Source organism: Shewanella sp. 10N.286.52.E4 (assembly GCF_041468785.1).
GTDB classification, from domain to species: domain Bacteria; phylum Pseudomonadota; class Gammaproteobacteria; order Enterobacterales; family Shewanellaceae; genus Shewanella; species Shewanella electrodiphila.
Genome location: NZ_JBFRJJ010000064.1, coordinates 1 through 24,125, shown reverse-complemented (window position 1 = coordinate 24,125; position 24,125 = coordinate 1). Strand labels below are relative to the sequence as shown.

Genomic DNA, 24,125 nt, shown 5'->3' with positions numbered 1-24,125 from the left:
CTGGATACTGGATACTGGATCTTTGGTCTTTTAGATCTTTTAATTGTCACGAATGCAGTTAAATCGAAGAGACAATAATCCCAGTGTAGATGCGTTCAAGACCTTCGAAAACATGGATGTTTTCGCAGAGCCCACATGGATGTGTTTACGGCGTGTCTTGGATGCATCTGCACATAAGCCTGCGGCAGGCAATGGATTAGCTTGCGGTGTTGCCCTTAAGTAAATTAGCCAATTTGAATAAGGTATAAAGTTAGTGTTCGTAACTCGCTTTTGCCCCAAAGCTTGTTGTAGCTAATGTTTCGTAGCGACACGTTTAATTACATTCTCTATACAAAATCTAATAACTAGGCGCCTTATGTAGTGGCCAATATGTTGGACAACTTTTGTTCTAGTTGATCACAAACACTCATATAGAAATGAATCGAATTGGATAAAAGGTCAGTCTTAATTATTAGTGCTTTTTAAGAAATGAAGCTAACTGATTTAAACTGGTGAATGCAGGCTAATAAATGTGATGATGGTTGTCATTTTTCTCTCTGCACTTGTTGCATCTTTGTGGATAGAGATGCCTGTTTCATGTTTATAGATGGGCATGAACTCTCTATCAGTTCCCTTAGTGAATTGAATTACTCCGAAGTACTCCTGTTCTTCTGTTTCCATAAAGCTCATTAAAATGCAGTCTTTGTGGTCTTCTGTGTACAGCCTAAAGGACAAATACTTACCATCTACTGGTAGCAACTTAAGGTGCTGGAATTTATTTGTAAACTTCTCAGACCATTCATTAATAAGCTGGTTAATAGTTTGAATATGCGGTGCCGCGGTAGCAAACTTGACCATTCTTTTAACTTCTATATCCTGTTTGAACCTGCCCAAAGTCGCGCTTTCTAGTTGTAGGCCAAAACTATCTGAAATTAGTTTTGCGACTGCTGAAAATATTTCGTAGTCATCTCGAATATTATCGTCATTAATGTCATTCGTAGAGATATTTAAATAAATACATAGCTGGTAAATCTCAAAGTACGCTGAGATATAAGTACTTAAACTTGTTACATTCACATCAACATTTTGAGTTCCAAAAACACTTGAGAAGTGAGCTAATCTATAGTGCAAAATTTTATAGAGTTGGAGGGTGAAAGACTCAAGTAGAAAATCGTTATTATCATTTTCTTTTTCTTGAACAAAATGTTCATAAAACTTCCTGAAAACTTTGTTAGTGTCTTCGAAGTATGTTTTCACATCTTCAGCAACATTATCGCGAGCTTTGATTTCGCCTTTGTCTTGTAGTTTATGAAACTCATACAGTTCAGCATGTATAACTGGTAGATCTTCTGTCGTGATGAAACTCCATTTTGCTGTGGTTATTTTTCGCCCATAAACTCGCTCGAAGAAACTTTCTTGTTCAAGGTAGGTTTCAACTAACCTTTTGGCTTCTTGCAGTTTGTTGGACTTAGCAATTTGTGCAGAACGATGGTTAGCAATTACCCATGTTGCAAGAGGAATCGATAAAGAGGCTATTGCGATGGGCAGCTTCATAGTTGCCCAAATTTGGCTTAGAAAAGATGAAAAACTGTCACTATGGTAAATTGCAAAGCATACAGATGTAGCTAAAAGTAGCGGTATGACAATGGATAAGATAAAAAGTGGGGTGGCAAACACATCTTTTTCTTTAGCTACAAATTTGCTGTACATATGAGCCTCATTCTTTGTTGAAACATTTATGGGTTATACACAAAAGAGTTGTGAGTATAAAGAGTTAAGTGTAAAAACGGGAAACGTTGCAATTAGACAAGTAATAAATCGTATGTTTGACTCATTGATTAACTTTCGCCAGGTATAGGTCTGTAAGTTATTGATTAACTATGTGTGGCATAATTTACTTTAATGGATCTTGCTCAAAACCGGGGGCAATTACCAAGTTATTTACTCCATATAATGCTTGACGGTTACTCAACCATAAATGGTATTCAGCTCCATCTAGTACTGCTCCAGCTGTACAGTCGACATTCCATCTACGTAATAGATACCCAGCGACTGCTGCGCGAACATTAAGCTCTAGAACTCCTCCTTTCATTCCATAATCAACTTCGATGGTTTCTTTATGTTCTAATCTTGGATGGGCTACGACCTCTAATTCAACAATGCGATTCCATTGATTATCAGCTTCTTGTTTCTCATTATCTTGCACTGGGCTTTCTGGCAGTTTAAATGGGTTAGAAATACGTGTTATTACAAAATCTGTAAATTGATTTCTACGACGGTCATAAGCTCTTATATGCCAACGTAAACCATTGTCGACTAGAGAAAATGGAACTATCACTCTTTCGGTAAAGCCACTACTTAGAGACCGGTATTGTATGGATACTGGGCATTTGGAATAAATAGCCTGAGTTAGAGCTGCCAAAACATCTATCTGAGGCTTATTCAATTGTGAAGGTGCCTCACAACTTACAAAGGGCTTGTGGTCTGAAACTATATCATCACCAAAGCCTAGCGAGAGTGCCGACATAACTCGTTCAGGTTGGTATTCAAATAACGGTTTAAATCCAGCAGTTGCTATATAGATTTTTGCTTTCGTATCATAAATTAAGTTTTCTGATGCCAACTCACGGTAAAGGGCAAGATCTCTGGTAGCAGCCGCTTCTTTTATCCCAAAGCGTTTAACTAAATCATTACGACCGACAGAGCCTAAAAAGTAGAGCCTAAAATCGATATGTGAAAGACGCTCTTTTTGCGTTTGATTTATATTGTCCATTAATAATATTCCTAACCAACATCTTCAATACCAGTAATTCTAACAATTAGTAACTATCTAATCCATTTATACTTGCAGTCATCATCAAAATGATTACGATATGAGATATAAATAATCATTGAGTGGGTGAGAAATTGAACAATAAGGAGTTTATTCTAGAGATTTTGAAGTTGTGTATATCTAAAAAGCTTAGTAAATGGGCTGCGACGATGTTCATTTTAAGCGGTATCGCTGCGCTAACCCCTCAATGGTGGTATGGGCTCGCCAATACACTTTACTTCCAAGTGACGCAATCTAACCTCAAGCCGTTTGAGGAATCGCCTACTACTGGCTGGGTCTTCATATTCATAGGTCTTGTGCTTGTTTTTTTGAATGTCTGGGAAAGCAAGAAAGCACGGAACAAAGAAATTCTGGGCATCCGACATATTTCTGTAGCTGATATTCCTCCAGAAGCAATAAAGCGTGATCTCCCTTATATACAGAGACTTTGGCACTACAGTGAGCTAGCTGTCGATCATAGTGATTCCTATAATGGCGGGATTCTGGAAGATTATAACTCTGTGCTACGAGCATTAAACCGAATTCCCGATCAACTGGATGGTATTTTACAAGCGAACAGTGACACTCCTCTTGCTTACTACGGGTTAACACATATCCCCTTAGCGTTTTATTTAGGCTACTTACTATCTGATAATAAATACCATATCCAGTTGTACGAGCTGAATAATACGGAACGAAGATGGAACCAACTTGGCAGCATTTCATCACCACTTGATTTAAAGAACAATAAGAATGAACTAGAAGAAAATGCAGCCTCTGGAAATGTAATTGTAACTATTGGTATCAGCTATCCAGTTCATCCAACTGAAGTTGACGAACTAGAGATCACCAATGAACTAGCCAGAATAAATATTGAAGCCTTGATGCCTCAAAGGCAGCTTATTTGTAGTCAGGAGCAAATCGAACAGTTATGCAAAGTATTCAGACGCAGCCTTGAGCAGATTAAAAATGCTTACCCTAATAGAGATAAAACTCATATTTTTTATTCTGGTCCTGTATCGCTAGCCTTTGCCCTTGGGCGAGTAATAAGTGAACGAATAGACTCTGAAATAGTGATCCACAATTACTCAGTTAAAGAATCGCCTAAATACAGCTGGTCATTATCTTTCAATGGCTCTAACCCTGCACATATTTCTAAAACTACGGAAAAAGGAGAAGAGCGTGACTCAATACAATATGCATAGTCAACTTAACGAATTTTACAACGATCACGTGCGACTCAAAGGTGAGAGGGATACATTAAAAGAATTAAAGCTCATTAATCTAAAACGACTCACAGATGGCTTAAGCGAATTGGAAAAGCCAAATTTTATTAAAGACCTACTACAAGGCAGTATTGCAATGCACACTGCCAACAAATCAGAGAACAACGACTACGATATTGATATCGCGGTTATTTTTGAAAAAGATGATCTACCAGCTTCGGCATTGAATGCGCGAAAACGGGTCGCTGAAGCTTTAAATAAAAAAGCATCAGGTTTTACAAAAGATCCTGAAGCTAGAACTAATGCTGTTACTGTTTGGTACTCTGATGGTTATCATGTAGATATAGCCGTATATCGAAGGAGTGAAGATTGGTTAGGCAATGAAATACTAGAGCATGCTGGAGCCGATTGGGCGGAACGTGACCCTAAAGCTATAACGAACTGGTTTACTCAGGCAGTTAATGACAAAAGCCCTAAAGCAACAGTATGGTCAAAACCAAAAGTTGAAATTCGACAGATGAGACGTATTGTTCGCTGGATCAAAGCATTTACGAAAGCTAGAGAGGGGTGGAATTTGCCTGGTGGCCTTGTGATATCAGTCCTTGTTGCAGAATGCTATAAACCAGATAACGATAGAGATGACATTGCGCTATACAATACTCTTGTGGCCATTAAAAATAGATTAGATATCTACCCTACTGTTTATAATCCAACCGATTCTTCTAAAGACTTAACTGAAAAACAGAAGTTTCTTACTCAAGTAAAAAACCTTAAGAAGCGACTTGGTTCTGTAAAAACCAAGCTAGAACCGCTTTTTAAAGATGATTGTACATACGCTAAAGCTAGAAAAGCCTGGAATTATTTATTTCAACATAGCTATTGGAGCAATGAGGTGCTTGTAGCCGAAGATTTAAGCAAAAAATTGAGTGTTTTCTTTGTTAATTTAAATATGGGTATTGCCAATACAAAAGAGGGTCGTCTTAAAGCTGCGTCTGTAGCGAATGGCCGGTTCCTACCAAAGGGAGTGCACCTTAAATTCACTGCCGTAACAAATGTTCCATATCCATACGAAATTAATTGGAAAGTAGAAAACTCAGGAGATGAAGCTGAAGAAGCTCAAGAACTATCTCATCAGAGAACGACTGGGCAACTTATAAACTGGGAACACACTGCCTACAGAGGAAAACACAAGATGATTTGTGAGATTGTTAGGAATGGGGCTGTCGTTGCTGAATCTGAGATGAGAGTTAATATTCGATAATGTACACTGGAACAATAATAGAAGTCCGTCTTTGGAAGCAAGTTACTGTATGGACTAACGGTGATGGTAAATGATCCTGTCAACCTATGAGGTGATGATATCACATTTAACAAGGTGGCCAAATTCACCGTACCACTATAGTAAGTTGTGCCTAGACCTAAGAATAAGAAGTAGAGGGCTATACGATGTATACTGAAAAATTTACCGCAACAGTTCAATATAATGATCATATAGGCACCGCTGCCGCTGATGTTTCAGATGATGAAAGCCTGATTGCTTGGTTGAGAGATGAAGGGCATGCAGAAGATTCAGAGCATCTGGTTGGTGTCGAAATGTTTGTGAGTGATATGGCTGTAGAAAACGATGATGAGCCAGTTTGGGTTAGTGCCCTACTAGAAGATGAAAGTGACGATTCAATAAGAAAGATAAAGGTTAATATGTCATTTGAAGCTTTCTTCTCATCTTTTAAAAGATTCAACGTGAAAATTTCTCGTGGTGGAGATCTAACTGATGAAGAGGTGTCAATAGATAGTGAAATAGAACTCGACTAGCGTATCTAAAAAATGCTTTAAGTTAACAGCCAACCTATGACATTTCTACTTCGGGTTGGTTTTTGTTTAAGGTATTTCATATCAGCTATTATGGATTGGCTGCAACTTAAGTTGGTGTTACCGTATATCTGATAGCCATACTTTCCCTAATGAGACTCGTCATCTTAAGAGCTATAACTCTAAGTCACTTTTGTCCAAATGTGTGTTATAGCAGTATTGGCGCTAATTAGCTTAGTTCAAAGAAACGCTGCATAGTCGCGTTCCTGCTGCTTTTACCAAAATCTAAAAGTTAGCTATTTTGATAAAAGCTGGCTAATTAAAAAAGTTATAAAAATCTACCCGTAACGCTATGCGGTTATGCGTTGACTAATTTATCCAGCTCAATGAAGCTTTCATTGTGTTGATATTGCCAATAGAGCTGAGTTAACTCTGCTCTATTTTTTTTGTTCGTCAAAGAGGTAATATTCTGGTTTTGACTTAAATTTTGTAAATAGTCTGCGAGCTGCAGGTTGTCAATTAACACCTCGCCAGCCATGGGTATTTCATCGGCATAGGGATAGCATTGCCTACTGTCGGTTTGATATTGCTGTTGATCAAATTGAAAAAAGACAATATTAGCTTTGGTTTGTAGCATATCAATATACAAAGATGAGTAATCAGTAATCAATAAATCCACATCATTGATGATTTCATAAGTATCTTGCCAATCGGAAATGTTTAAAATATTCGGATAGTTTTTTATGTCATCAGCAAGGTTTGCTTCATTGGGATGGAGCCTGAGTAATAACAGTTGCTCGTTACTGACTAAAGATGCCGATAGGGCTTCAAAGTTAATCGCTTTAGTATAAGGGTTATGAGCAACCTCAGAGTGTGATGGGTTAGAAAGCGCTGAACTGTCTCGCCAAGAAGGCGCATAAAGCAACACTTGTTTTACCTGATTGATTTGCTTTAGTTCTTCAATGACAGAGGTTTTCGACTGGTTATGAGTGTCTATATTTGAAGGGTAACGTTTGTAATAGTCTGTACGAGGGTTACCGCACAATATCATTTGTTGCTCGCTAATTCTAAAGGCACCAGCAAATAAGCGTGCAACCAAATCACTCGGTGCAATCATATGATCAGGCCGAACTTTTTGTTGATGGTACTGTGCTGCTGAAATGAATTTATCGTGCAGTGTTTGTGGATGATAAACCTTGAAAAGTGGGCCATTATTGATATCAAATTCAATTCTTTTTAATGGTGAGCCATGCCACAGATTTATTTTTATTGCTCCCCTGGCGAAATATTGATTAATATCGCCAATATAGCTGTTGTACACATAATATTTAGCCGTTAAAGCATGATAAATGCCTTTAAAGCTCCATCTTGTATACGCTTCATATCCTTGCTCAACTAGTTGGTTTACCAGTACTTTATCGCCACTAATCCAAATAGCCCTTATGGTTAATGCTTGCTGCCAATGTAAGAATAAATACTTACTGTTATCTGCAAATTTATTCTTATAGCATCCCATCACAGCTTTGCGGGAGCGAGGACAGAAACCGCCAATAAAGTACAAAGATTGCGTCACGATATATCTAATACAATTAACAATGAATTGGCTCATATAATCTCTCCGTGACTATAAAAATCCTTTAAATACAAAGATAGCATTTATTTTTGCTGAGCCAAGATGAATATTTGATAATCACAATTATATTTCTAGTCTCAATGATTCCTAGCTCATAGTGGTGCTTAAATTGTTTTTAATTTCAGTGGTTGAGATGTCTTCTGTTCTGGTTAGGTAGAGCACTTCACACTGACTTGCTAGGTGATCAAATTGTCCTTTCCAGTCATCGCCAATAGCAAATATATCCACATTATAGTGCTCAATATCCTGAGCTTTTTGTTGCCAATTATTTTCAGGTATTACTCGAGATACATATTTACAGGCATTAATAATTTCACTGCGTTGCTCGTAACTAAAAAAAGCTGCTTTGCCTTTAAGTGCATTAAACTCATCAGTTGATACGCCCACAATCAATTGGTCGCACATCTTACTTAAGCGCTCAAGTAGTCTAACGTGACCAAAGTGAAATAAATCAAATGTGCCGTAGGTGATAATGGTTTTCATAATATTATTCCTTTATCGAGACTAAAAATGTGAGTCGATTTAAATCAATAAGTAGATGTTAGCTTTTCATTTCAATTGCGGGATTGGACTTATCAAATTGCTTTTTCCACATGTTCACTAGATACAATGGCTTTTTAGATTGTTCAAACTCCATCTCAACCATTTTCACTTCTTCAATCGGGGTTGATTCATCAAAGTTAAGTTGTACTGGGCCGTATACGCCATAGGTCGTTGAATCATCAGCTTTACTTTGGTATTTAGTGGAAGCGCCAAACAGGTTCAAGTCGCCTTTAATCACTAACCAAATCTGCGGTAATAAAGCAAAAGCAGGACTATCAATATTGAATTTATGCGCCTTTACGGCTTGTTGTTCGTTATTAATTACGGTCTCAGATACGATAGGTTTTTTGGGTTTTAGAATTAATGAACCTAAGAAAAGGCTGATTAACAAAGGCGATAATAAAAGGTATAGGAACATTAATACTGCACGCTGAAAAATGCCGTTGTAGTTAGTGGCTTCTTGAGTCGACTTTGCTATTAAGCTTTGATCTTCAACTTTACTCCAACTGTTGGTTTGCGGATCAATAATGAGATCTTGTGAGATAATTTTGTTTTCAACACTTAATTGAGGCCCGACATAGGTGTTAGGTAAGATAATGCTATTTTGGATTTGGCTATCTTCAATAAAACAATATTCACCTACCACAATGCCCTGAGAAAGTTGTGCCTTACTGGATACTTTGGTGTATTCACCAATAGCGCCAAATACATCGGTTTCTGATAAATCAGGTAGCTGACACTGAGCTTCAACCACTAAACAACTCTGTGGCTGATTGGTATTAATTGTGCGGCCTTTAACACAAAAATCCTGACTATTTATCACATAATTTGAAGCGGCTACATACGCTGCTAGGCTATCAATATAAAAGCACTCCCCATGAAGTACCTGTGCCACACTGTTTGTATGATCAACTTCGGTCGTTTCTATTGGCCAATTTAATAATTGGTTATGCTTCCAGCCAGCAGGTAGCATCATCATTGCAGGGTTACGCTGCGCCATTTTTGCATGTACAAACTTTGATGGCATTAAGCGTGAGAATTCAATGAAACGCGCTAAACAAGGACTACGTAACATATCACCACGTACAACTAATGCTTGTGCGGTTTTATCAATACTCATACGTGATAGCACACTGTTAACGTGTTCTTCTGGCTTACTTAAAAAGTAATCAATGTTTAAGCCCCATTGTTCACCATTACCTATTTGCGATTCAATTTTTTTAGCATCGTGGCTGATAACCATTTTTACATTTGTCACTCCTGCAGAAGCTAAATCCTCTAGGGTATATTCCACTAAGGCTTTATTAGCGACAGGCAACAAAGCTGGGCAATAGTGTTGATCTAAAGGGGTTAATTCATTTCCGTTTCTGTTTGCAAATACGATAGCCTGCATAACATCTCCTAGTAGGCGCCACGCGCCAAAAGTACTGCTGGAATGGTTTTCAATAACAAGCTGATATCTTCTCTTAGTGATTGCTTGTAGATGTAATCAATATCTAGTTCTACTTGCTTATCAAAAGGAATATCTGAACGTCCGCTTACTTGCCAAATGCAGGTAATACCAGGTTTAACTCCCAATCTGCGACGGTCACTTAGTTGATATTGGCTTACTTCATTAGGTAGTGCAGGTCTTGGGCCAACTAATGACATATCGCCAATTAACACGTTCCAAAGCTGTGGCAACTCATCAATAGACGCTTTGCGGATGAGCTTACCTATGGTGGTAATACGTGGGTCTTTTTTCATTTTAAATAAGACGCCACCTTGCATTTCATTGTTTTGTTTGATTTTTTCTAGTCTTTCTTCAGCATCAATATACATTGAGCGAAACTTCCACATGGTAAAAGGTTGGTTATTTCGGCCACTTCGTACCTGTGAAAAAAAGATCGCACCTTTCGACTCAATACGAATACTTAACGCAGTGAACATGAATAACGGTGCTAATACGATTAGCAAAATGCTAGCGGCCACAATATCAAATGTGCGTTTTGCAAATTGACCACATTTGATGCCAAAGAAATACCAACGACGTTTATTCTGTGTGTTGGTTTGGCCTAACCCCGATAGCATCGGCTGTGGCTGTTTGCTTGTAGCCGAGTGGTTTGAATTAGCGCTGCTTTTATTCGCGCTGCTTGTATTCGCAAAGTGCACAGGCATATTACTTGAACGTTTTTGCTTTAATACACGAGCAAGAAATAATGGATTACCGATAACATATCGCTTCCACATTCGTGTTGGCTCTTGGCCTAAACGCCAAATCCACTCCATACCCACTTGTCTTAGGGCAACGGGTGCTCTTGATACGTTATTAGCAAAGAAATCAAACAATCCACCGACACCAATAGCTACGCCAGTATTCAGCTCAGCTTTATGATCACTAATCCATTGGTCCTGTTTTGGTGCGCCCATACCAACTAGCAAAATCTGAGCTCCGGATTGGTTTATTTGCTCAATCACTTGTTGTTCATTTTCTTTATTTAGATAACCGTGATGACAACCAACCACTTCAAGGTTAGGGAACTGTTTGCGAAGGTTGGCAGCCGCTTCATCAGTTGTGCCGTTTTGACCGCCTAAGAAGAATATTTTTATACCTTGCTTAGCCGCTTGCTCACACAACAGCGGTAACATATCAGTGCCATTAACGTTATCTTTAAGGCCAATATGATGTAACTGACAGGCGATACGTATTCCGCTACCATCTGCAAAAACTTGGTCACACTGATTTACGGTATTGCGGTAATCTTTATTAGTTGCTGCAAGGTTAAGGCAATCCGCATTTACAAAGGCAAATTGTTTTGTGGTTGTTGATTGAGCAGAACGAATAAGTAAATCCACACTTTCGCTCATGGTGTTGTTATCGATATTCACCCCTAATAAATTAAATTGAGCGGGGTAATTAAGCTGAGTAGAGACAACGACCAGTTTGCTGAATAAACACTTAAGAATATTAATGATGTAATGAATTAAACCCGATGATGCTTGTGAACCTGAATCGATATGTTGGATCCCCATTCGACGTTGCATTTGCTCAACCGATAACATTCCTGGACGGCTGTTGTCTTGGGTTGATTCAAACACAGCGTACTCAAACGCACTGCCTAGTAAACCAATATCGCCTTTTAAAACACTGTAAAACAAAGGTAATGATTTAAATCGACCTTGAGAAAAACGATAGATAGGCACTTCTTTGTTATCAGAGTGAATGTAAAGGGTTTCAAATACTGGCTGTTTTGAACAAGCTAGCATTAAAGTTTTGAACACTAAAATTGGACTGACGATAATCATCATGTATAGCGCGATGACCCAATCAAATATTAAAATAGCGATAGGTGGGTTATCTTGGTTTTTATCTAAGTGTGTTGTTTTCATCGGCAGCCTCACAATAATGCTTTTTAATCAGATACCTTGATATAGCAGGAAGTGTTCCAATGTTTTTAATTAACTGATTTTATGGGGTTATATGTGATTCTGTTGAAGGTTTTTAAAATGAGTTTTTTCAGGTTAAACACTGACTTTGCAGAATGCGAACCACACTGCAAAGTCATTTTTAGGATAGTGAATACAGGTTTTTATTAATAAGTTATTTATCATGAAGTAGATTAAAACTTATTATCTTGCATGAACTCATTGGTGACACCGTCACGGGATATACGCATTTTTTGTATGATACTAATGCATTTTTGTCCCACTCCCTCGATTACGATATAACCCCAGGCTGGCATTATCCATTGTGCATATGCAGCAACTAAAGTGGTCACTGTACGACCTGTTTCAGCCTGTAAAATACTTGGTGATGTTGCAATCGCTTTATTCACTAATTCAACTGCTGCTTTACCATCACCTAAACGAATCGCTTGTCTTGCAAGGTAGCGTAATTGATACGCTCTAGCGGCTTTTTCATGACGAGCGAGTAATGTCGGGGCAAAGTCTCGCGCTTTTTCAATCATCTTTTCCCATGATGCGTACTGCTTCAGTAAGTTAGCTGATAAGCCGCCATGATTTAAGCGGTAATAGGTTAAAGGCTCTGGTAAACCTTCTATTTTCCACGATGTCGTAGCAGCAATGCGTAACCAACATTCAATATCTTCTGATTGACGGAAGGTTTCATCGAAATAACAGCTATAACGTTCAGCTGTACTCATTGACTGATAACGGATGTCATTAAGTGTTGTGCGGCGAATGACTGGTGCACTGCCATTACCCACAGGGTTACGACAAAGTAAGTGAGCTGCATCGATATCATTTAGTTTAGGCATTTGATAAAAATCGATAAATTTACCGTCGTAATCGATAAAGCTTGAGCGAGAAAAGCTCACACCGATTTGGCTGTCATTATCTAAATGCTGTACATGACGAGCCAACTTTTCAGAATGCCATAAGTCGTCAGAGTCGATGAAAGCGATGAACTCACCTAACGCATGACGGATACCTGTATTTCGCGCAGCTGCTAATCCTTTGTTCTTTGCATGACGAATAATATGCACACGAGGATCGCCTATAAACTGCTTACAAATTTGAATGCTGCGGTCATCACCACGATCATCAATAATCAATAATTCAAAGTTATCAAATGTCTGGCTTAGTACAGACTCGATTGCCGCTTTAACAAATTTTTCAACGTTATAAACAGGCATTACTACTGAGATTCTTGGAGTCATAGTGTTTTCCTTAACTGTGTTTAACAGTTGATTGACTAAATGAGATGCGGCTGCTGTACCAGCAAAGCCAAGGCATGATGATTAAATAAGTCACCATCACGCTCAGTGCGACTGTGGTTAAGTCAAACTGGCTTGCAATACTGATGACCAGTGTTAGCAAAGCGGTGATAGCGATGTTCAAATTGAAATTTAAGCGACTATGGCCGTTGGCAAGTAGTAGCTGGCTTGCAGCCTCTGCCATTGGGCGAACTAACCCGCTCAAACATAAGAAAATAAAAACGGCTAGTGCATCAGTTGATAACCATTGCTCACCGTATACAAAGGGGACATACAGTGGGGCTAAACTGGTTTGCAAGATGATGATTGGCGCTGCAATTGCTGTGATTGCAATAACGCTGTTACGGTATTTTTGCTGTGCAGATTGCACACTTAAATCATCGTTATCACTACAAAGGTGTGAGTAAAAAGCGGTGCCGAAACTTTGCACTAAACCTAAACTGACGCCTAAGCTCACGTTATAAGCAAAGAAGTAAACACCTAGTGCTTCAACTCCCATAAAATACCCAATGACCAGATAATCGATGCTCTGTCTTAGGGTATTGATTAAGTCGCTCAAGCTAACTGGAACACTAAAGGTGAGTAATGATTTAATTCGTTCTAACGAAACCGCTTGGGTAAAAGCTGGTAACGGCGTTGCAGTTTTATGGATGTAAATCCACACAAATACCATGACCACTTTAGGGATGATAATGGCCCATATACCAAAACCACTTAACGCTAATACTGCAGTTAACACACCATCACCAATGGTTTGCCAAAGGTTAGCGCTAGCGACTTTACGCATATTGTTGTTACGTAAATTTACCGTGGCGTACAGCATGCCAAATGGAAGCAATAAGTAGCTGCTAGCGACAAATAAAATAGGCAGTATTAACTGGCTATCTTGATAGTAATAAGCTAACGGCAAACTGATTAAGCTCATTAATACAAAGGCTGTGATGCAAGAAGCAAAGTTAATTGAATTGGCACTGGCTAAGTTATCGCTAAAGTCAGCATCATTCATACGAATTAACGCAGCTGAGGTGATACGTCTTGTTGGAGTACAGATTAGTTCGAACAAAGTTAGCACTATGGCAACTTGACCGAATATCTCAGGAGTAAGTAAACGTGCGGTAATAACACTTGCGCCTAATCTCACCACTCGACCACTGAACTGTGCGCTCGCTAACCACAAAAGGTTTTTACCTAATGAACGAATGCCATGACTTAGCATCTCATTAAGTGCTAGCTTTTGTTTCAGCGATTGCTTCTGTTCAACTTGAAGCTTGGTGATGTTTTGCATAACCGCTACCCTTATTAATGAATTGCAATTTGCTGATTGAAACTTAATACAAACTGCGTCGATACTTGGGTATTACAGTTATCGTGCCAGTTTTTAAATTATTGTTTTATAGTGGTTTTATGTTGCTTGTGGATGCTGGTTAATTTCTGTTTTAGCAATTTGAGAGAGCACTGTTGCAGATTGCAACATGCAAACATGATGGTTTGAGTGCGAAAAAAGTGTCGTTATAAGCTGGTATAAGATGGGGCGCCTAGCCCAATAGCGCGGATTAATGTTGAAACAATATGGACTTGATAAGCTAAATTGAGTGCAAATCAGATGGACATTGAGGTGATATGAAAACTTTAGTTATTGGTGTGATAGTGAGCGCAGCACTGTTATCTGCTTGCAGTGAACCTTCAGTAGTAAAAGAGGGTATTAGCAAACAAGTTGAGCAAAGTGATACTGCAATAAAACAAGAACACCTCTGTAATGAGCAATTTTTCAATCAAATTGAACAGGAATTACTAACAGGTGATGGGCAAGGGCACGGACCAGATATTGGATCTGAAGAATGGAAATCTGTGATTGAGTTTAAGCTTGGCGCTAGAGGTCAAACAGAAGTCCCTGAAAGAGACACGATTGAATGGTGCGATTACATCCATTCTCAGATGGCATTGCGGTAGAAACCTGCTCGATTATCAAATGAAATGAGAAAGTATTTCAAACATTAACCTGTTTAATCGACACTGATAACAGGTTAGTTTTAGTTTGTTTAACTCAAAAGAGTACTAAGCTCGAATGCACTTAGCTGATTGCACTTATTTAAGTGTCGTAAGCTAATTTCATATTACAGATTGTATGTGCTTATTTAAATTACGCTAAGGGATTTAATCAACAATCTAATATTTATATCAATCCCACATGAATCTGATTTTAAGGAGAAGACAGTGCTGTTAGATACCCCAATTTGTGACTTTGGCTGGAAAGCACCTGAGTTCACATTAAAAGATGCATTCGGTGAGTCTTTTACCATGAGTGAGCATTTAGGCGAAAAGGGCTTGTTAGTCATGTTTATTTGTAATCATTGCCCTTATGTTAAGCGCATAGGGGCTAAACTTGCTGAAGATACAAGGCACTTAATGGCGCAAGGCATAAACGTATTAGCTGTGATGTCTAACGATTACTTAGCGGTGCCTGCAGATTCTCCAGAAAACATGAAACAGTTCGCCAAAGAACATGGTTTTACATTTCCATATCTCGTTGATGAAAATCAACGTGTTGGCCAGCAATACAATGCAGTATGTACGCCTGATTTCTTTGGGTTCAATAGTGCAGGTGAGTTGCAATATCGAGGTCGATTAGACGATGTGAAAATGGCTGACAGCAACCATCGTATCCCTGAGTTATTCAATGCGATGCTAATGATTGCAGATACAGGTAAAGGCCCTGAAGAGCAGTTCGCGAGCATGGGTTGTTCAATCAAATGGCGTTAATTATCAAGCCGGTATTTCTAAAGCTATGAGCGGTAAAGCCCAAATCCTTTAAACTCAAAGCCTTTAAAATCAGAGCGTTTAAACCCAAGCCTTAAAATAAATAACGAATTATGAAGCAACAAGATAGACACGGAGCAAATTATGACCCATCCAATTATTAATGATTTAAGTAGCCGTTACACAGCAAAGCGTTACGATCCAATCAAGCGCGTTTCAGCAGATGATTTAGCAGTGATATATGAAGCGATGCGTTTATCTGCATCGTCAATTAACTCACAGCCTTGGAAATTTATTGTGATTGAAAGTGATGCCGCAAAGCAAAGAATGCATGATACTTTTGCTAATAAATTCCAGTTTAATCAGCCTCATATCAAGGCTTGTTCCCATGTGATTTTGTTTGCCCATAACCCGCACTATACCCGTGATGATTATGCACAAGTTGTTGATAAAGGTATTGTAGATAATCGTACCAAGCCTGAAGATAGAGAGGCTGCATTTGGTGGTTTTGCTTTTGTTGACTTAAATACTGACGAGCAGGGTAATAATGCGGCCTGGACTAAATCGCAAACCTATTTAGCGCTTGGTAATACGTTACATGTATTGGCCCGCTTAGGGATTGACTCAACCACAATGGAAGGGGTTGATAGTGCAATGATTAATCAAACATTTGCCGAAGAACTCGGTGGATTTGAATGTGAGGTGGCGCTGGCGATTGGTTATCATCACAGCGAAGAAGATTACAATGCTAAGTTACCTAAATCACGCTTAGCAAAAGAGCAGGTATTAACGATTCTATAATTTGCTCAGCATAGATAATCGAGCCTAGCTAATATTTTCAGTTAGTTAGGTGTTCGATGTTGATTGCTTTTAGCTGTTCGTCAAATCAAATATTCATGATGAAAAGTGAATATTTGATCCATCAAACTAAGCGACCTTTATAAATGATGAGTATCAAACGATGTTCACTTTATATTGGTTGAAGCTTTTAAGCTTCTTCAAGGTTTTGCGCTCTGTTATAGACATCTTCTGGTTCTTCCGCCCTTAAAGCCATACCCAGTACGATTAAACCAGGCCAAAATAAATAAGCTAAAATTTCTAAGTTCTCACCAAAGGTGTATAAACCTAGCAGCATTAAAATGGCCATACCCACTTTGGCCAATGGATTGGTAAATAGCCTAACTAGCAAAGCAATAAAGGTGATTAACATTGGAATAGCTAATGCAATAGCGCCTACTACACCTTTGACAAACAATAACCCATACCAAGTGTGATGAGAGCCAATTGGCATGTATTCCACCATATGAGGCCCACGTTCGACAATCCCATGTCCGAAATAGATGGCTTCGTTCATCCATCTCTCAACAGCGATATCTGCTAATGATTGCCTGACACGAGTGGAACCTGCTCGCGCTGCTTTTACCGCTGTAATACTTTGCTCTATTTTTGTTATCAATGATTCACCGATGACCCCAACAAATAACATGACAGGAGCGAGTAATAGGTATAACCAAGGAGAGCGAACAAAACGTAAGGTTGAGAAGAAACCAATTAAGGCTAAATAGCACGCAATAGCTAAACGTGATTGCGATATTAAAATCATGAGCAGGCTGCCAGCAAGACCCCATCGTTTCCATTTTTGGTTTTTCTCTTGTAAGGCAAAAATAAAATATAAATTACCTAACATGCCTAAAGCGGGCGCCCATGGGGTGAATAAGCGCCAGCGGGGCACACCGCTACCAGGGTCGATTTCGTATAAACTCACGCTGAAAAACTCAGGACCGGGGCCACCAATAATACTGAGTGGCGAAACATATAACGTGCTGGGTAATCCAATTGCCCAAGCCATTACAAATACAGGGAATAGAATTACCGTATGCTTACAAACGCGGCAGCTGGCGCGATAAATGATTTCAGGTCTGATAGGCATACAACCAATAAGTGGAAATATTGCCAGTAACGCCCAGCCTTTCGCCCAACCGATAGAGGATTTTATTAATTTGCCCGTACCAAGGCCAAATTGCAGATGGCCGACTACCAATGCGATTAACATGACCCACATGCCCAACACCCAAACATAATGGCTAATGCTAATGCGCGACGCTGGCTGGCGAGCGAGTTTTTTATAAAGTAAGCGTAAAAATAGAATCCAAGCAATCACTGGTGCAATGACATATAACGCACCTAACAACCAAAATAAGTAACTAAAACTTATGCAGTTGTAGATGATTTTTTCGTCAACATTTTCCGCAGTAATGGTTTGCGAATCCATAAAATGCATAATCCTACTAGTGACATGAATGAGGCGCACAATCCGCCGAACGCAATAAGAATGACGGCAAGCTTATCGGGAGAAGATGGCAAGCTGGGCGCTGATAATAATTGCAACATTGGGTAAGCGGTATAAATATCCGATTTACCTACATCCATTTTGGCCATTGCAGAAGTTAATACTGCAGAGGCTAATTGATGTTCTCGTTGTAAGTCGGCAAGCTTTGCTGCGTCATCATTACTGTGCTGCAGACGTTGCTCCCAGGTATTGATCTGTGAGGTTAATGAGTCGACTTCAGACTGTGTCGCGTTACGGTTTGATGCAATGCTGATGAATTCTTGCATCATTTCCGCGCGGCCATCGACATCATTAAGGGTTAACAGGTTAAGTAAGTCATCATCTTGAAAACCGATAATGATTTTAAACCGTTGTTTCATGCTTTTTAAAATACTATCTAACTCAGCTTGCAATGACACCAACACAGGGTGCCTTGTACCTAAGCGACCTGCATTTTCTATATACTGGGTGTTTGCCGCATTATGTTTTTCAACTAACTGTTGGAATAGTTTGTCGTTGTTCAATTTTAATAAAATAGCAGCTTGGGCATCTGTAATGCCTAAATGATTTTCATACAAGATATAACTGGCATTAAGGCCTTCAAGTTCAGCTAAAATGGTGACTTTACTGTGTCTTAATCGCTCGATAGTAATCGCCAACTCTTTAAATTGATCTAGCGTGACTAAACCACGCTCAGATTGAAAATCAAGTAATTGCTTTTGGGTTTCTTTTACGCGAGTTGAATAGCTTTTAAGGCCTCTTTTAATGCCAACCTCACGTAAACCGATTTCATCTGCGCGTAAGTCAGTTAAGATATTTTGTAATGAGCGATACATTGCCCAGCCGCGCTCTTGTGCAGCTTCTGGCGTTGCTGCTTTTACGCTGTATTCCATCAAACCTGTTTGGCTTGGCAACTTGAGTTTGGGTTTATTGATTGCCGACGTGGGTAGATCAAGGTAATGGGCTGCACTTTCCATCAGCAAGGTACTCATCGAAATCGCTTTATAGTTCTCACGAGGATCAATCGCTGAGCTCATATAAGGTGAAATACTTGATGTACTTGCCTGGCCTAAGCTATCTAAACTCAGTGATGAACCCGCTGCAGCCCCAGGCAGAATTAAAACCCATTTACTGACATAGTTTGTTGGCGCAAGGTAGATAAAAATGGCTGCAAATATCCAGATTATCAATAAAGATCCAAACGCTGTTTTAAGGTATAGACGCTTACGCAGCTTTGGGGTTAATTTACTGCCTTCTAGCGTTGCACGCTTAATCCAGTATAGATAGGCTAATTCAGAGAAACTGGTTTGCTCAACGGTTTCATCTGCAGTGTAATGCTCATTATCTTTTGATTGTTCTGAATCAGTTGCGCTTGCTGCAATAGCTTGCTCAATGGCCGGGTTGCTAGGTGTGCTATCCGTGCTGTTCTGAGTCTTTTTTTCATCATGAATCCGGCTCATTACTCACTCCTTACAACCATCCAATAAGTGTTGTTGGTACCACTAGCTCTGTTACTGTTCTGGCAATTTCACGCATATTGGTCACACGTGAGTCGTAACAGGCAAGTCCGTCACCAGGGAGTAATACTGGGTTTGATTGATCATTCCATGCACTTTGAATCAGTCCATCAATAGAACGTTCAACAATATCAATCTGGTTAGAGAGTGGGTTTTTAGTTACTAATATGACGTAACGGCTAGCATTGGTTGATTGCGCACCACCGACACAGTTTGCTGCAATGGCGCCATTCAATAAACGGGTACCATAAGGGAAACGAGTTGCCTCACGGTCGACCGCTGATTGGCTATTTGAGCTTGCAGGCTGCGTTAAGTTTGACATAAATACCCTAATCCCTGGTGCTGTCAATTGCGATGGTCTAGCGAGTTGATCATTAAAAGAATGTGTTGATGGAACATGGACATGATCCCCAGCCATCAATGTCATACTGGGTACTTTTTCACCTGTTAGCATACCACGTAAATCCATATTGAAAACCTGCCCATCACGAATCACTTTTATCGCTGAAATATCGGCATCAGGTCGAACACCACCTGAAGATTTCACTGCGGCGCCGACACTACGTTTTATCGCCTGATCACCGGCGTAGTTGCTACCGTCATCTTTTAATTCTATTGGTAGTTTTTTATTGATCATATGCTGGCCGGGCTCAAATACCGCACCTGAAGTGGTGATTTCAATCGGTGCCCAGCTGATAGGTAAAATACTGATGCGCACCGCGTGTGCCAGCATTAAGTTTTCATCTATCAATAAGTTATTTATTAATTGGTTTAACTGTTTAAGGGTTAACCCTTTTGCTTCAATGGCAGGTAAATAGGGTAGATAAATATTACCATCGGCATCGACTTCAACATCTTTACTGAACTCTTCGCCGTTCAAAATGTTAATTGAAATTTTATCACCGACAGATAATGACAATGCTTGTTCTGTATCGACTACCATGGCTTTATTGCCAAATATCGGCGCCGTAGGAAAGGTTGTGTGGTTTGAGGTAACCGCACTGACTTTTCTGTTATAAGGCGTTTGCTGGCCAAAATAATGACAACTTGTTAACTGCTTTTCTAAATCACAAACGTCTTGTTGTGCTGGCTGCGAAGGGGTAACGCAAGCGGTTAAACTTGCGATCATAGCGACTGAAATTAATGTATTAATCGTTTTCATTGCGTTATTCCCTTTACGTTGAGTTTAGAACGGTTTAGAACAAATTTCTTTGACATTATTTAGCTAGCTAAATCGGCGATGACTCTTTTATCAAAGTCTGACTCTTCAACGATGCTGCTGTGACGTAAAAAATCTAACGCCAGTGTTTCAGTTTCAAATATTTCAAAAATATGATGTAAACGGGTTAATTCAATCAATGATCTCACTGCGGGTGATGGTGAAAGGAGAACAATGTTTCCTTGATAGTTCAGCGCTTGATTACGCGCTGAAATCAGCACAGATAATCCACTGGAATCGATATATTCAAGGTGCTGCATATCAATGACTAAACGGGTATGACCTCTATTGATGTAATCGATAAGGGCCGCTCTATAAGTCGGTGTGTGCGCCATAAACATTCTGATTGGTAGGGTCACTACGCTGGCATGTTGGGCAACTTTTAATTCAAATTTCATAACGTGCTCCTAGATTGAAATGACGCTCTTGTACTTGTAATTGGATATTGCAGTTAGTGTGCCAGGTTTTATGTTGTTATAAATCAGTGGTTTATCGGTTTTGCTTTTCGATTTGGTTTGATGGTTTGCTGTTTGCAATGAGGTTAATTGCTGTTTGCAACACGGTTTTGATGCTTGTTATTGCGTTTTGCAAATTGCAAAAAGGGATTATTTATTCGTGAAGAGTTAAATCAATGACTATTAAGCAACTATGTTCCAAGTTGACACGTGATGAGAGATTCATGGATGCCGAATGGGTCGTTGAATATGGAGGTTATTTGTGATGCCGAGTTTTAAGGGACTTTTACTTTAACTGGCTTTTACTTTCAGAGGCTTGTACTTTCAAAGACTGTTAACTTATATGAACAAAGCAGCGTGTCGTAGTTGTATCTGCAGATAAGGTCGCTTGTTCATATCTGGCCCATAGGGATTTGGGAAATGTCATTATGATGTTGGGAACATCATTGACCATGTGGTTGGGGCATTTGTATATTCTATACATTTATTACGCCAAGCAATGGATTCGGTTGAAGTAATCACTGTCAGTAACAGAGCCAATACTGATGAAGTACAAAGCAGATGCTGGTAACTCGTTTGGCCCCTTTCCAAGCTAGAGTATTAGCTCATCACATTTCAATTCTAGGCATTTTAACTACTTTTCTAATTGGCGCCGTGCTCAGAAAAGAGAGCTTACCAAATAAAAAGCAGAGTTCTATAATCGTCCTCTGCTTTTATTCAATCAGTTAATGCCTGATTATCCTTGAGGTGTAATTAAGTACTTCTCACCAGTCGCTTGTTTAGAATAAGACGCTATCGATTGTAATTTTAATACTTCTGCTAATGACACTTCATGTGTGTAGTGGCTAGCAAAAGTGGTGCTGATCTCTTCTGCAACGCGTTGGCGCATCGCAATCACCGTTTTAGTTCCTAGTTTACCGAGTGCATTGAATAACAAGAACCCATTGATACCCCATGCAAAACCGAAGTTACGATTTAGCGTAATAGGTCTACGGTCTAATGCGCCATAGATGTAAACTTGTTTGAAAATGTCTGAGCCATATACGCTGTGCTCTGTCATATCACGCGCCGCAGCAACTTCCATACAGTTAAGAATATCACTGGTTAATTGACCGCCACCAATGGGGTCAAACGCAATCGTTGCACCCGTTTCAATAATTGCCGCAGTTAAGTCAGCAAGAAAGGTATCACTACTTGAGTTAACAACATATTTTGCGCCCATATCACGCAACAGCGTTTCTTGTTCTGCTTTACGTACGATGTTAATTAAATCGACGCCATCGGCAATACAAATACGGTTTAACATTTGACCAAGGTTAGACGCAGCTGCCGCATGAATGATGCCCTTATGGCCTTCAGCGCGCATGGTTTCAACCATCGCTAATGCGGTAAGTGGGTTAATAAAAGAAGATGCGCCTTCTTTAGCCGTAGTGCCTTGTTTTAACTCTAAACAGCTTTGCACATTAGCGCATATAAATTGACGATAAGTTCCACCACCAATGACTGCAACAGTCTTACCCATTAATGCTTGTGCCGCAGGCGATGAACCTGCTGCAACGACAGTTCCAGCACCTTCATTGCCAACTGGAGTTGCCTTACCCACTCGGGTTTTAACCGCAGGCATGAATTTAGCGGGAACATCAGCTGTAATAACAGGGCTTTGCTTTGAGCCTGATTCTGTCGCAGTTGTCATATCAGCAGCACTGAACAAAACGGCTAAATCTGACGGGTTCAATGGTGCTGCTTCAATGCGAATAACCACTTCATTGGCAGAAGGTTGTGGCATCTCGATGTCTTTTAAAGCCAGGGTTAATTTATTATCTTGGCTGATTGTTGAAGTCAGTTGAATGTTGGTATCTTTCATGCCGTTTTGCTCCTGCAAATAACTAAATTCGATGAACCAATAACGTGATTGTATTGGCCGTAATTTGTTGGTAATTAATTTAAGTCAATATTTTAGTATTGGTTGTTTTTATCGCTAAGCACTATTCAGCATTTGCTGCTTGAAACTGAGCTTTTACCTTTTGGAGAAACTCGGGCATGTTTGCCAGGCGATCTGCCTCTACGCTTTGGGCAATGGCGGACTGACTCATTGAGGCGTTCCACTCTTTCATTCCAGGAACCTCTGCAAGTATGTCCCAATCAAGTTGGCTAGAACCAAAAGCGCTAACGATGGTATTTACGTAATAAACATAGATGTCAGCCATGGTGAATTGTTCACCTGCTACCCAAGGTGAAAACTGGCACAAGCGACTTAAGGCTGTTATTCCACGGTTTAATACTTGGCGAACTTCCGCTTTAACCGTTTCCGGCGCTGCAGTGCCTGACAATGCATAAGGTATTAGTCGTCTGCTTGGTAGTTCAAAATAAAGCTCTGCTATTTTCATAATTTGACGCACAACCGCTCGCTCTGTGGCATTGACAGGGTAGAGAGGGCTGTCAGGGTACGTCTCTTCAATAAAGTCACAAATCACACTCGACTCTGAAATATGAAGGCCTTCAGCCGTTGTGACCACAGGAACCTTGCCGGCAGGACTAATTGCCATTAACTTATCACTACCACCGTAAATTAGGTTTTCTTCAAACGGTAGTTCTTTGTGTAGCAGTACATGTTTCACTAGGTTGTAATAGTTGCTAGCGGCAAAACCGTGCAAAGTCATCATAAATAAGTTTCCATCATAAACGTGAAGGTGGTTTCTTTTGCCTGCAAAGCACAATTAACGTCCAGTCTGTATCACGCTGCAACAAGGTCATGGTTGCAATCTTTAAGTTAAACCAATTATTACTTGTTTTAATCAGGTTATATATATGGAAATACACCAATCACTATTGCTTTAAAGACAATAATGGGTGGTGATAATTAATTACTCAGATATTCATTTGATGGAGAAGCCTGTTGGATCATCTACGTGCAATACGCTATTTCAGTAAAGTCGTCGAAGCGGGTTGCTTTACTAAGGCAATTAAAACAATTATGACACCCATCATTATTTTCAAAGCAGATGCTGGTAACTCGTTTTTGCCCTAAAGCTTGTTTCAAATTTTGAAGTTATCATTTGAAAAAATCAAAGTCGTGGCGCTTCGCCCATTCTTTTGTAAAGAGCAGACTAAAAGGGAAACAACAGCATTTC

The 24,125-nt window shown here is 39.6% G+C and carries 21 protein-coding genes; 7 read left to right on the top strand and 14 right to left on the bottom strand.

What is annotated here, in order from left to right; translation table 11 throughout:
• Positions 1-52 precede the first annotated feature (52 nt).
• A complete protein-coding gene (locus tag AB4153_RS20945; protein WP_371998556.1) occupies positions 53-223 on the top strand; it encodes a hypothetical protein in 171 nt (56 codons plus the stop codon).
• 260 nt (positions 224-483) lie between these two features.
• On the opposite strand, the gene AB4153_RS20940 is transcribed toward AB4153_RS20945, so the two are convergent.
• A complete protein-coding gene (locus AB4153_RS20940) occupies positions 484-1,689 on the bottom strand; it encodes a hypothetical protein (RefSeq protein WP_371998555.1) in 1,206 nt (401 codons plus the stop codon).
• Between the two features lie 184 nt (positions 1,690-1,873).
• Positions 1,874-2,752 carry a WYL domain-containing protein gene (locus AB4153_RS20935; RefSeq protein ID WP_371998554.1) on the bottom strand — a complete coding sequence of 293 codons (879 nt, stop codon included), beginning with the start codon at positions 2,750-2,752 and terminating at the stop codon, positions 1,874-1,876.
• 134 nt (positions 2,753-2,886) lie between these two features.
• On the opposite strand from AB4153_RS20935, the gene AB4153_RS20930 reads away from it, so the two are divergent.
• From AB4153_RS20930 to AB4153_RS20920, 3 genes are all read left to right on the top strand, one after another.
• Entirely contained in the window at positions 2,887-3,996 is a 1,110-nt protein-coding gene (locus AB4153_RS20930) for an SAVED domain-containing protein (RefSeq protein WP_371998553.1), read from the top strand.
• Positions 3,974-5,278 (top strand): nucleotidyltransferase, encoded by a 1,305-nt coding sequence (locus AB4153_RS20925; protein ID WP_371998552.1) that lies wholly within the window; start codon positions 3,974-3,976, stop codon positions 5,276-5,278. The genes AB4153_RS20930 and AB4153_RS20925 overlap by 23 nt, the downstream gene beginning before the upstream one ends.
• Positions 5,279-5,463: 185 nt before the next feature.
• Positions 5,464-5,829 (top strand): hypothetical protein, encoded by a 366-nt coding sequence (locus AB4153_RS20920; protein WP_371998551.1) that lies wholly within the window; start codon positions 5,464-5,466, stop codon positions 5,827-5,829.
• Between the two features lie 355 nt (positions 5,830-6,184).
• On the opposite strand, the gene AB4153_RS20915 is transcribed toward AB4153_RS20920, so the two are convergent.
• The 6 genes from AB4153_RS20915 to AB4153_RS20890 form a co-directional block, all read right to left on the bottom strand.
• Entirely contained in the window at positions 6,185-7,435 is a 1,251-nt protein-coding gene (locus tag AB4153_RS20915; protein ID WP_371998550.1) for a CDP-glycerol glycerophosphotransferase family protein, read from the bottom strand.
• 111 nt (positions 7,436-7,546) lie between these two features.
• Complete coding sequence (gene tagD, locus AB4153_RS20910) at positions 7,547-7,942, bottom strand: glycerol-3-phosphate cytidylyltransferase (protein ID WP_102527903.1); 396 nt, start codon at positions 7,940-7,942, stop codon at positions 7,547-7,549.
• Positions 7,943-8,000: 58 nt separating this feature from the next.
• A complete protein-coding gene (locus AB4153_RS20905) occupies positions 8,001-9,395 on the bottom strand; it encodes a sugar phosphate nucleotidyltransferase (protein WP_371998549.1) in 1,395 nt (464 codons plus the stop codon).
• Positions 9,396-9,403: 8 nt separating this feature from the next.
• Entirely contained in the window at positions 9,404-11,371 is a 1,968-nt protein-coding gene (locus AB4153_RS20900) for a WecB/TagA/CpsF family glycosyltransferase (RefSeq protein WP_371998548.1), read from the bottom strand.
• A gap of 230 nt (positions 11,372-11,601) precedes the next feature.
• Positions 11,602-12,660, bottom strand: a complete 1,059-nt coding sequence (locus AB4153_RS20895; protein WP_102527906.1) for a glycosyltransferase — start codon at positions 12,658-12,660, stop codon at positions 11,602-11,604.
• A 10-nt stretch (positions 12,661-12,670) separates the two neighbouring features.
• A complete protein-coding gene (locus tag AB4153_RS20890) occupies positions 12,671-14,002 on the bottom strand; it encodes an oligosaccharide flippase family protein (protein ID WP_371998547.1) in 1,332 nt (443 codons plus the stop codon).
• A gap of 335 nt (positions 14,003-14,337) precedes the next feature.
• On the opposite strand from AB4153_RS20890, the gene AB4153_RS20885 reads away from it, so the two are divergent.
• The 3 genes from AB4153_RS20885 (at position 14,338) to AB4153_RS20875 (ending at position 16,275) form a co-directional block, all read left to right on the top strand.
• Positions 14,338-14,667, top strand: coding sequence for a hypothetical protein (locus AB4153_RS20885; protein ID WP_371998546.1), 330 nt, complete (start codon positions 14,338-14,340; stop codon positions 14,665-14,667).
• A 264-nt stretch (positions 14,668-14,931) separates the two neighbouring features.
• Positions 14,932-15,477: a thioredoxin family protein gene (locus AB4153_RS20880; RefSeq protein WP_371998545.1), complete on the top strand. Its 546-nt coding sequence runs from the start codon at positions 14,932-14,934 to the stop codon at positions 15,475-15,477.
• Between the two features lie 141 nt (positions 15,478-15,618).
• Complete coding sequence (locus tag AB4153_RS20875; protein WP_303512926.1) at positions 15,619-16,275, top strand: nitroreductase family protein; 657 nt, start codon at positions 15,619-15,621, stop codon at positions 16,273-16,275.
• Positions 16,276-16,462: 187 nt separating this feature from the next.
• Here the strand turns inward: AB4153_RS20875 and AB4153_RS20870 are convergent, their stop codons facing one another.
• The 6 genes from AB4153_RS20870 to AB4153_RS20845 all read right to left on the bottom strand — a co-directional run bounded on the left by AB4153_RS20870 (position 16,463) and on the right by AB4153_RS20845 (position 23,657).
• Positions 16,463-17,746, bottom strand: a complete 1,284-nt coding sequence (locus AB4153_RS20870) for an O-antigen ligase domain-containing protein (RefSeq protein ID WP_371998544.1) — start codon at positions 17,744-17,746, stop codon at positions 16,463-16,465.
• Positions 17,686-19,263 carry an exopolysaccharide biosynthesis protein gene (locus AB4153_RS20865; RefSeq protein ID WP_241906405.1) on the bottom strand — a complete coding sequence of 526 codons (1,578 nt, stop codon included), beginning with the start codon at positions 19,261-19,263 and terminating at the stop codon, positions 17,686-17,688. The genes AB4153_RS20870 and AB4153_RS20865 overlap by 61 nt, the downstream gene beginning before the upstream one ends.
• A gap of 10 nt (positions 19,264-19,273) precedes the next feature.
• A complete protein-coding gene (locus tag AB4153_RS20860) occupies positions 19,274-20,482 on the bottom strand; it encodes a polysaccharide biosynthesis/export family protein (protein ID WP_371998543.1) in 1,209 nt (402 codons plus the stop codon).
• A gap of 59 nt (positions 20,483-20,541) precedes the next feature.
• Positions 20,542-20,937 carry an STAS domain-containing protein gene (locus tag AB4153_RS20855; RefSeq protein WP_102527913.1) on the bottom strand — a complete coding sequence of 132 codons (396 nt, stop codon included), beginning with the start codon at positions 20,935-20,937 and terminating at the stop codon, positions 20,542-20,544.
• A gap of 793 nt (positions 20,938-21,730) precedes the next feature.
• Positions 21,731-22,858 carry a zinc-binding dehydrogenase gene (locus tag AB4153_RS20850; RefSeq protein WP_371998542.1) on the bottom strand — a complete coding sequence of 376 codons (1,128 nt, stop codon included), beginning with the start codon at positions 22,856-22,858 and terminating at the stop codon, positions 21,731-21,733.
• 121 nt (positions 22,859-22,979) lie between these two features.
• Positions 22,980-23,657: a glutathione S-transferase family protein gene (locus AB4153_RS20845; protein WP_371998541.1), complete on the bottom strand. Its 678-nt coding sequence runs from the start codon at positions 23,655-23,657 to the stop codon at positions 22,980-22,982.
• Positions 23,658-24,125 lie beyond the last annotated feature (468 nt).

Excerpts from the sequence above, each read along its gene's own strand:
- AB4153_RS20945 (WP_371998556.1), top strand. The coding sequence starts at position 53 with ATGCAGTTAAATCGAAGAGACAATAATCCCAGTGTAGATGCGTTCAAG.
- AB4153_RS20940 (WP_371998555.1), bottom strand. The coding sequence starts at position 1,689 with ATGTACAGCAAATTTGTAGCTAAAGAAAAAGATGTGTTTGCCACCCCA.
- AB4153_RS20935 (WP_371998554.1), bottom strand. The coding sequence starts at position 2,752 with ATGGACAATATAAATCAAACGCAAAAAGAGCGTCTTTCACATATCGAT.
- AB4153_RS20920 (WP_371998551.1), top strand. The coding sequence starts at position 5,464 with ATGTATACTGAAAAATTTACCGCAACAGTTCAATATAATGATCATATA.
- AB4153_RS20915 (WP_371998550.1), bottom strand. The coding sequence starts at position 7,435 with ATGAGCCAATTCATTGTTAATTGTATTAGATATATCGTGACGCAATCT.
- tagD (WP_102527903.1), bottom strand. The coding sequence starts at position 7,942 with ATGAAAACCATTATCACCTACGGCACATTTGATTTATTTCACTTTGGT.
- AB4153_RS20905 (WP_371998549.1), bottom strand. The coding sequence starts at position 9,395 with ATGCAGGCTATCGTATTTGCAAACAGAAACGGAAATGAATTAACCCCT.
- AB4153_RS20900 (WP_371998548.1), bottom strand. The coding sequence starts at position 11,371 with ATGAAAACAACACACTTAGATAAAAACCAAGATAACCCACCTATCGCT.
- AB4153_RS20895 (WP_102527906.1), bottom strand. The coding sequence starts at position 12,660 with ATGACTCCAAGAATCTCAGTAGTAATGCCTGTTTATAACGTTGAAAAA.
- AB4153_RS20890 (WP_371998547.1), bottom strand. The coding sequence starts at position 14,002 with ATGCAAAACATCACCAAGCTTCAAGTTGAACAGAAGCAATCGCTGAAA.
- AB4153_RS20885 (WP_371998546.1), top strand. The coding sequence starts at position 14,338 with ATGAAAACTTTAGTTATTGGTGTGATAGTGAGCGCAGCACTGTTATCT.
- AB4153_RS20875 (WP_303512926.1), top strand. The coding sequence starts at position 15,619 with ATGACCCATCCAATTATTAATGATTTAAGTAGCCGTTACACAGCAAAG.
- AB4153_RS20870 (WP_371998544.1), bottom strand. The coding sequence starts at position 17,746 with ATGGATTCGCAAACCATTACTGCGGAAAATGTTGACGAAAAAATCATC.
- AB4153_RS20865 (WP_241906405.1), bottom strand. The coding sequence starts at position 19,263 with ATGAGCCGGATTCATGATGAAAAAAAGACTCAGAACAGCACGGATAGC.
- AB4153_RS20860 (WP_371998543.1), bottom strand. The coding sequence starts at position 20,482 with ATGAAAACGATTAATACATTAATTTCAGTCGCTATGATCGCAAGTTTA.
- AB4153_RS20855 (WP_102527913.1), bottom strand. The coding sequence starts at position 20,937 with ATGAAATTTGAATTAAAAGTTGCCCAACATGCCAGCGTAGTGACCCTA.
- AB4153_RS20850 (WP_371998542.1), bottom strand. The coding sequence starts at position 22,858 with ATGAAAGATACCAACATTCAACTGACTTCAACAATCAGCCAAGATAAT.
- AB4153_RS20845 (WP_371998541.1), bottom strand. The coding sequence starts at position 23,657 with ATGATGACTTTGCACGGTTTTGCCGCTAGCAACTATTACAACCTAGTG.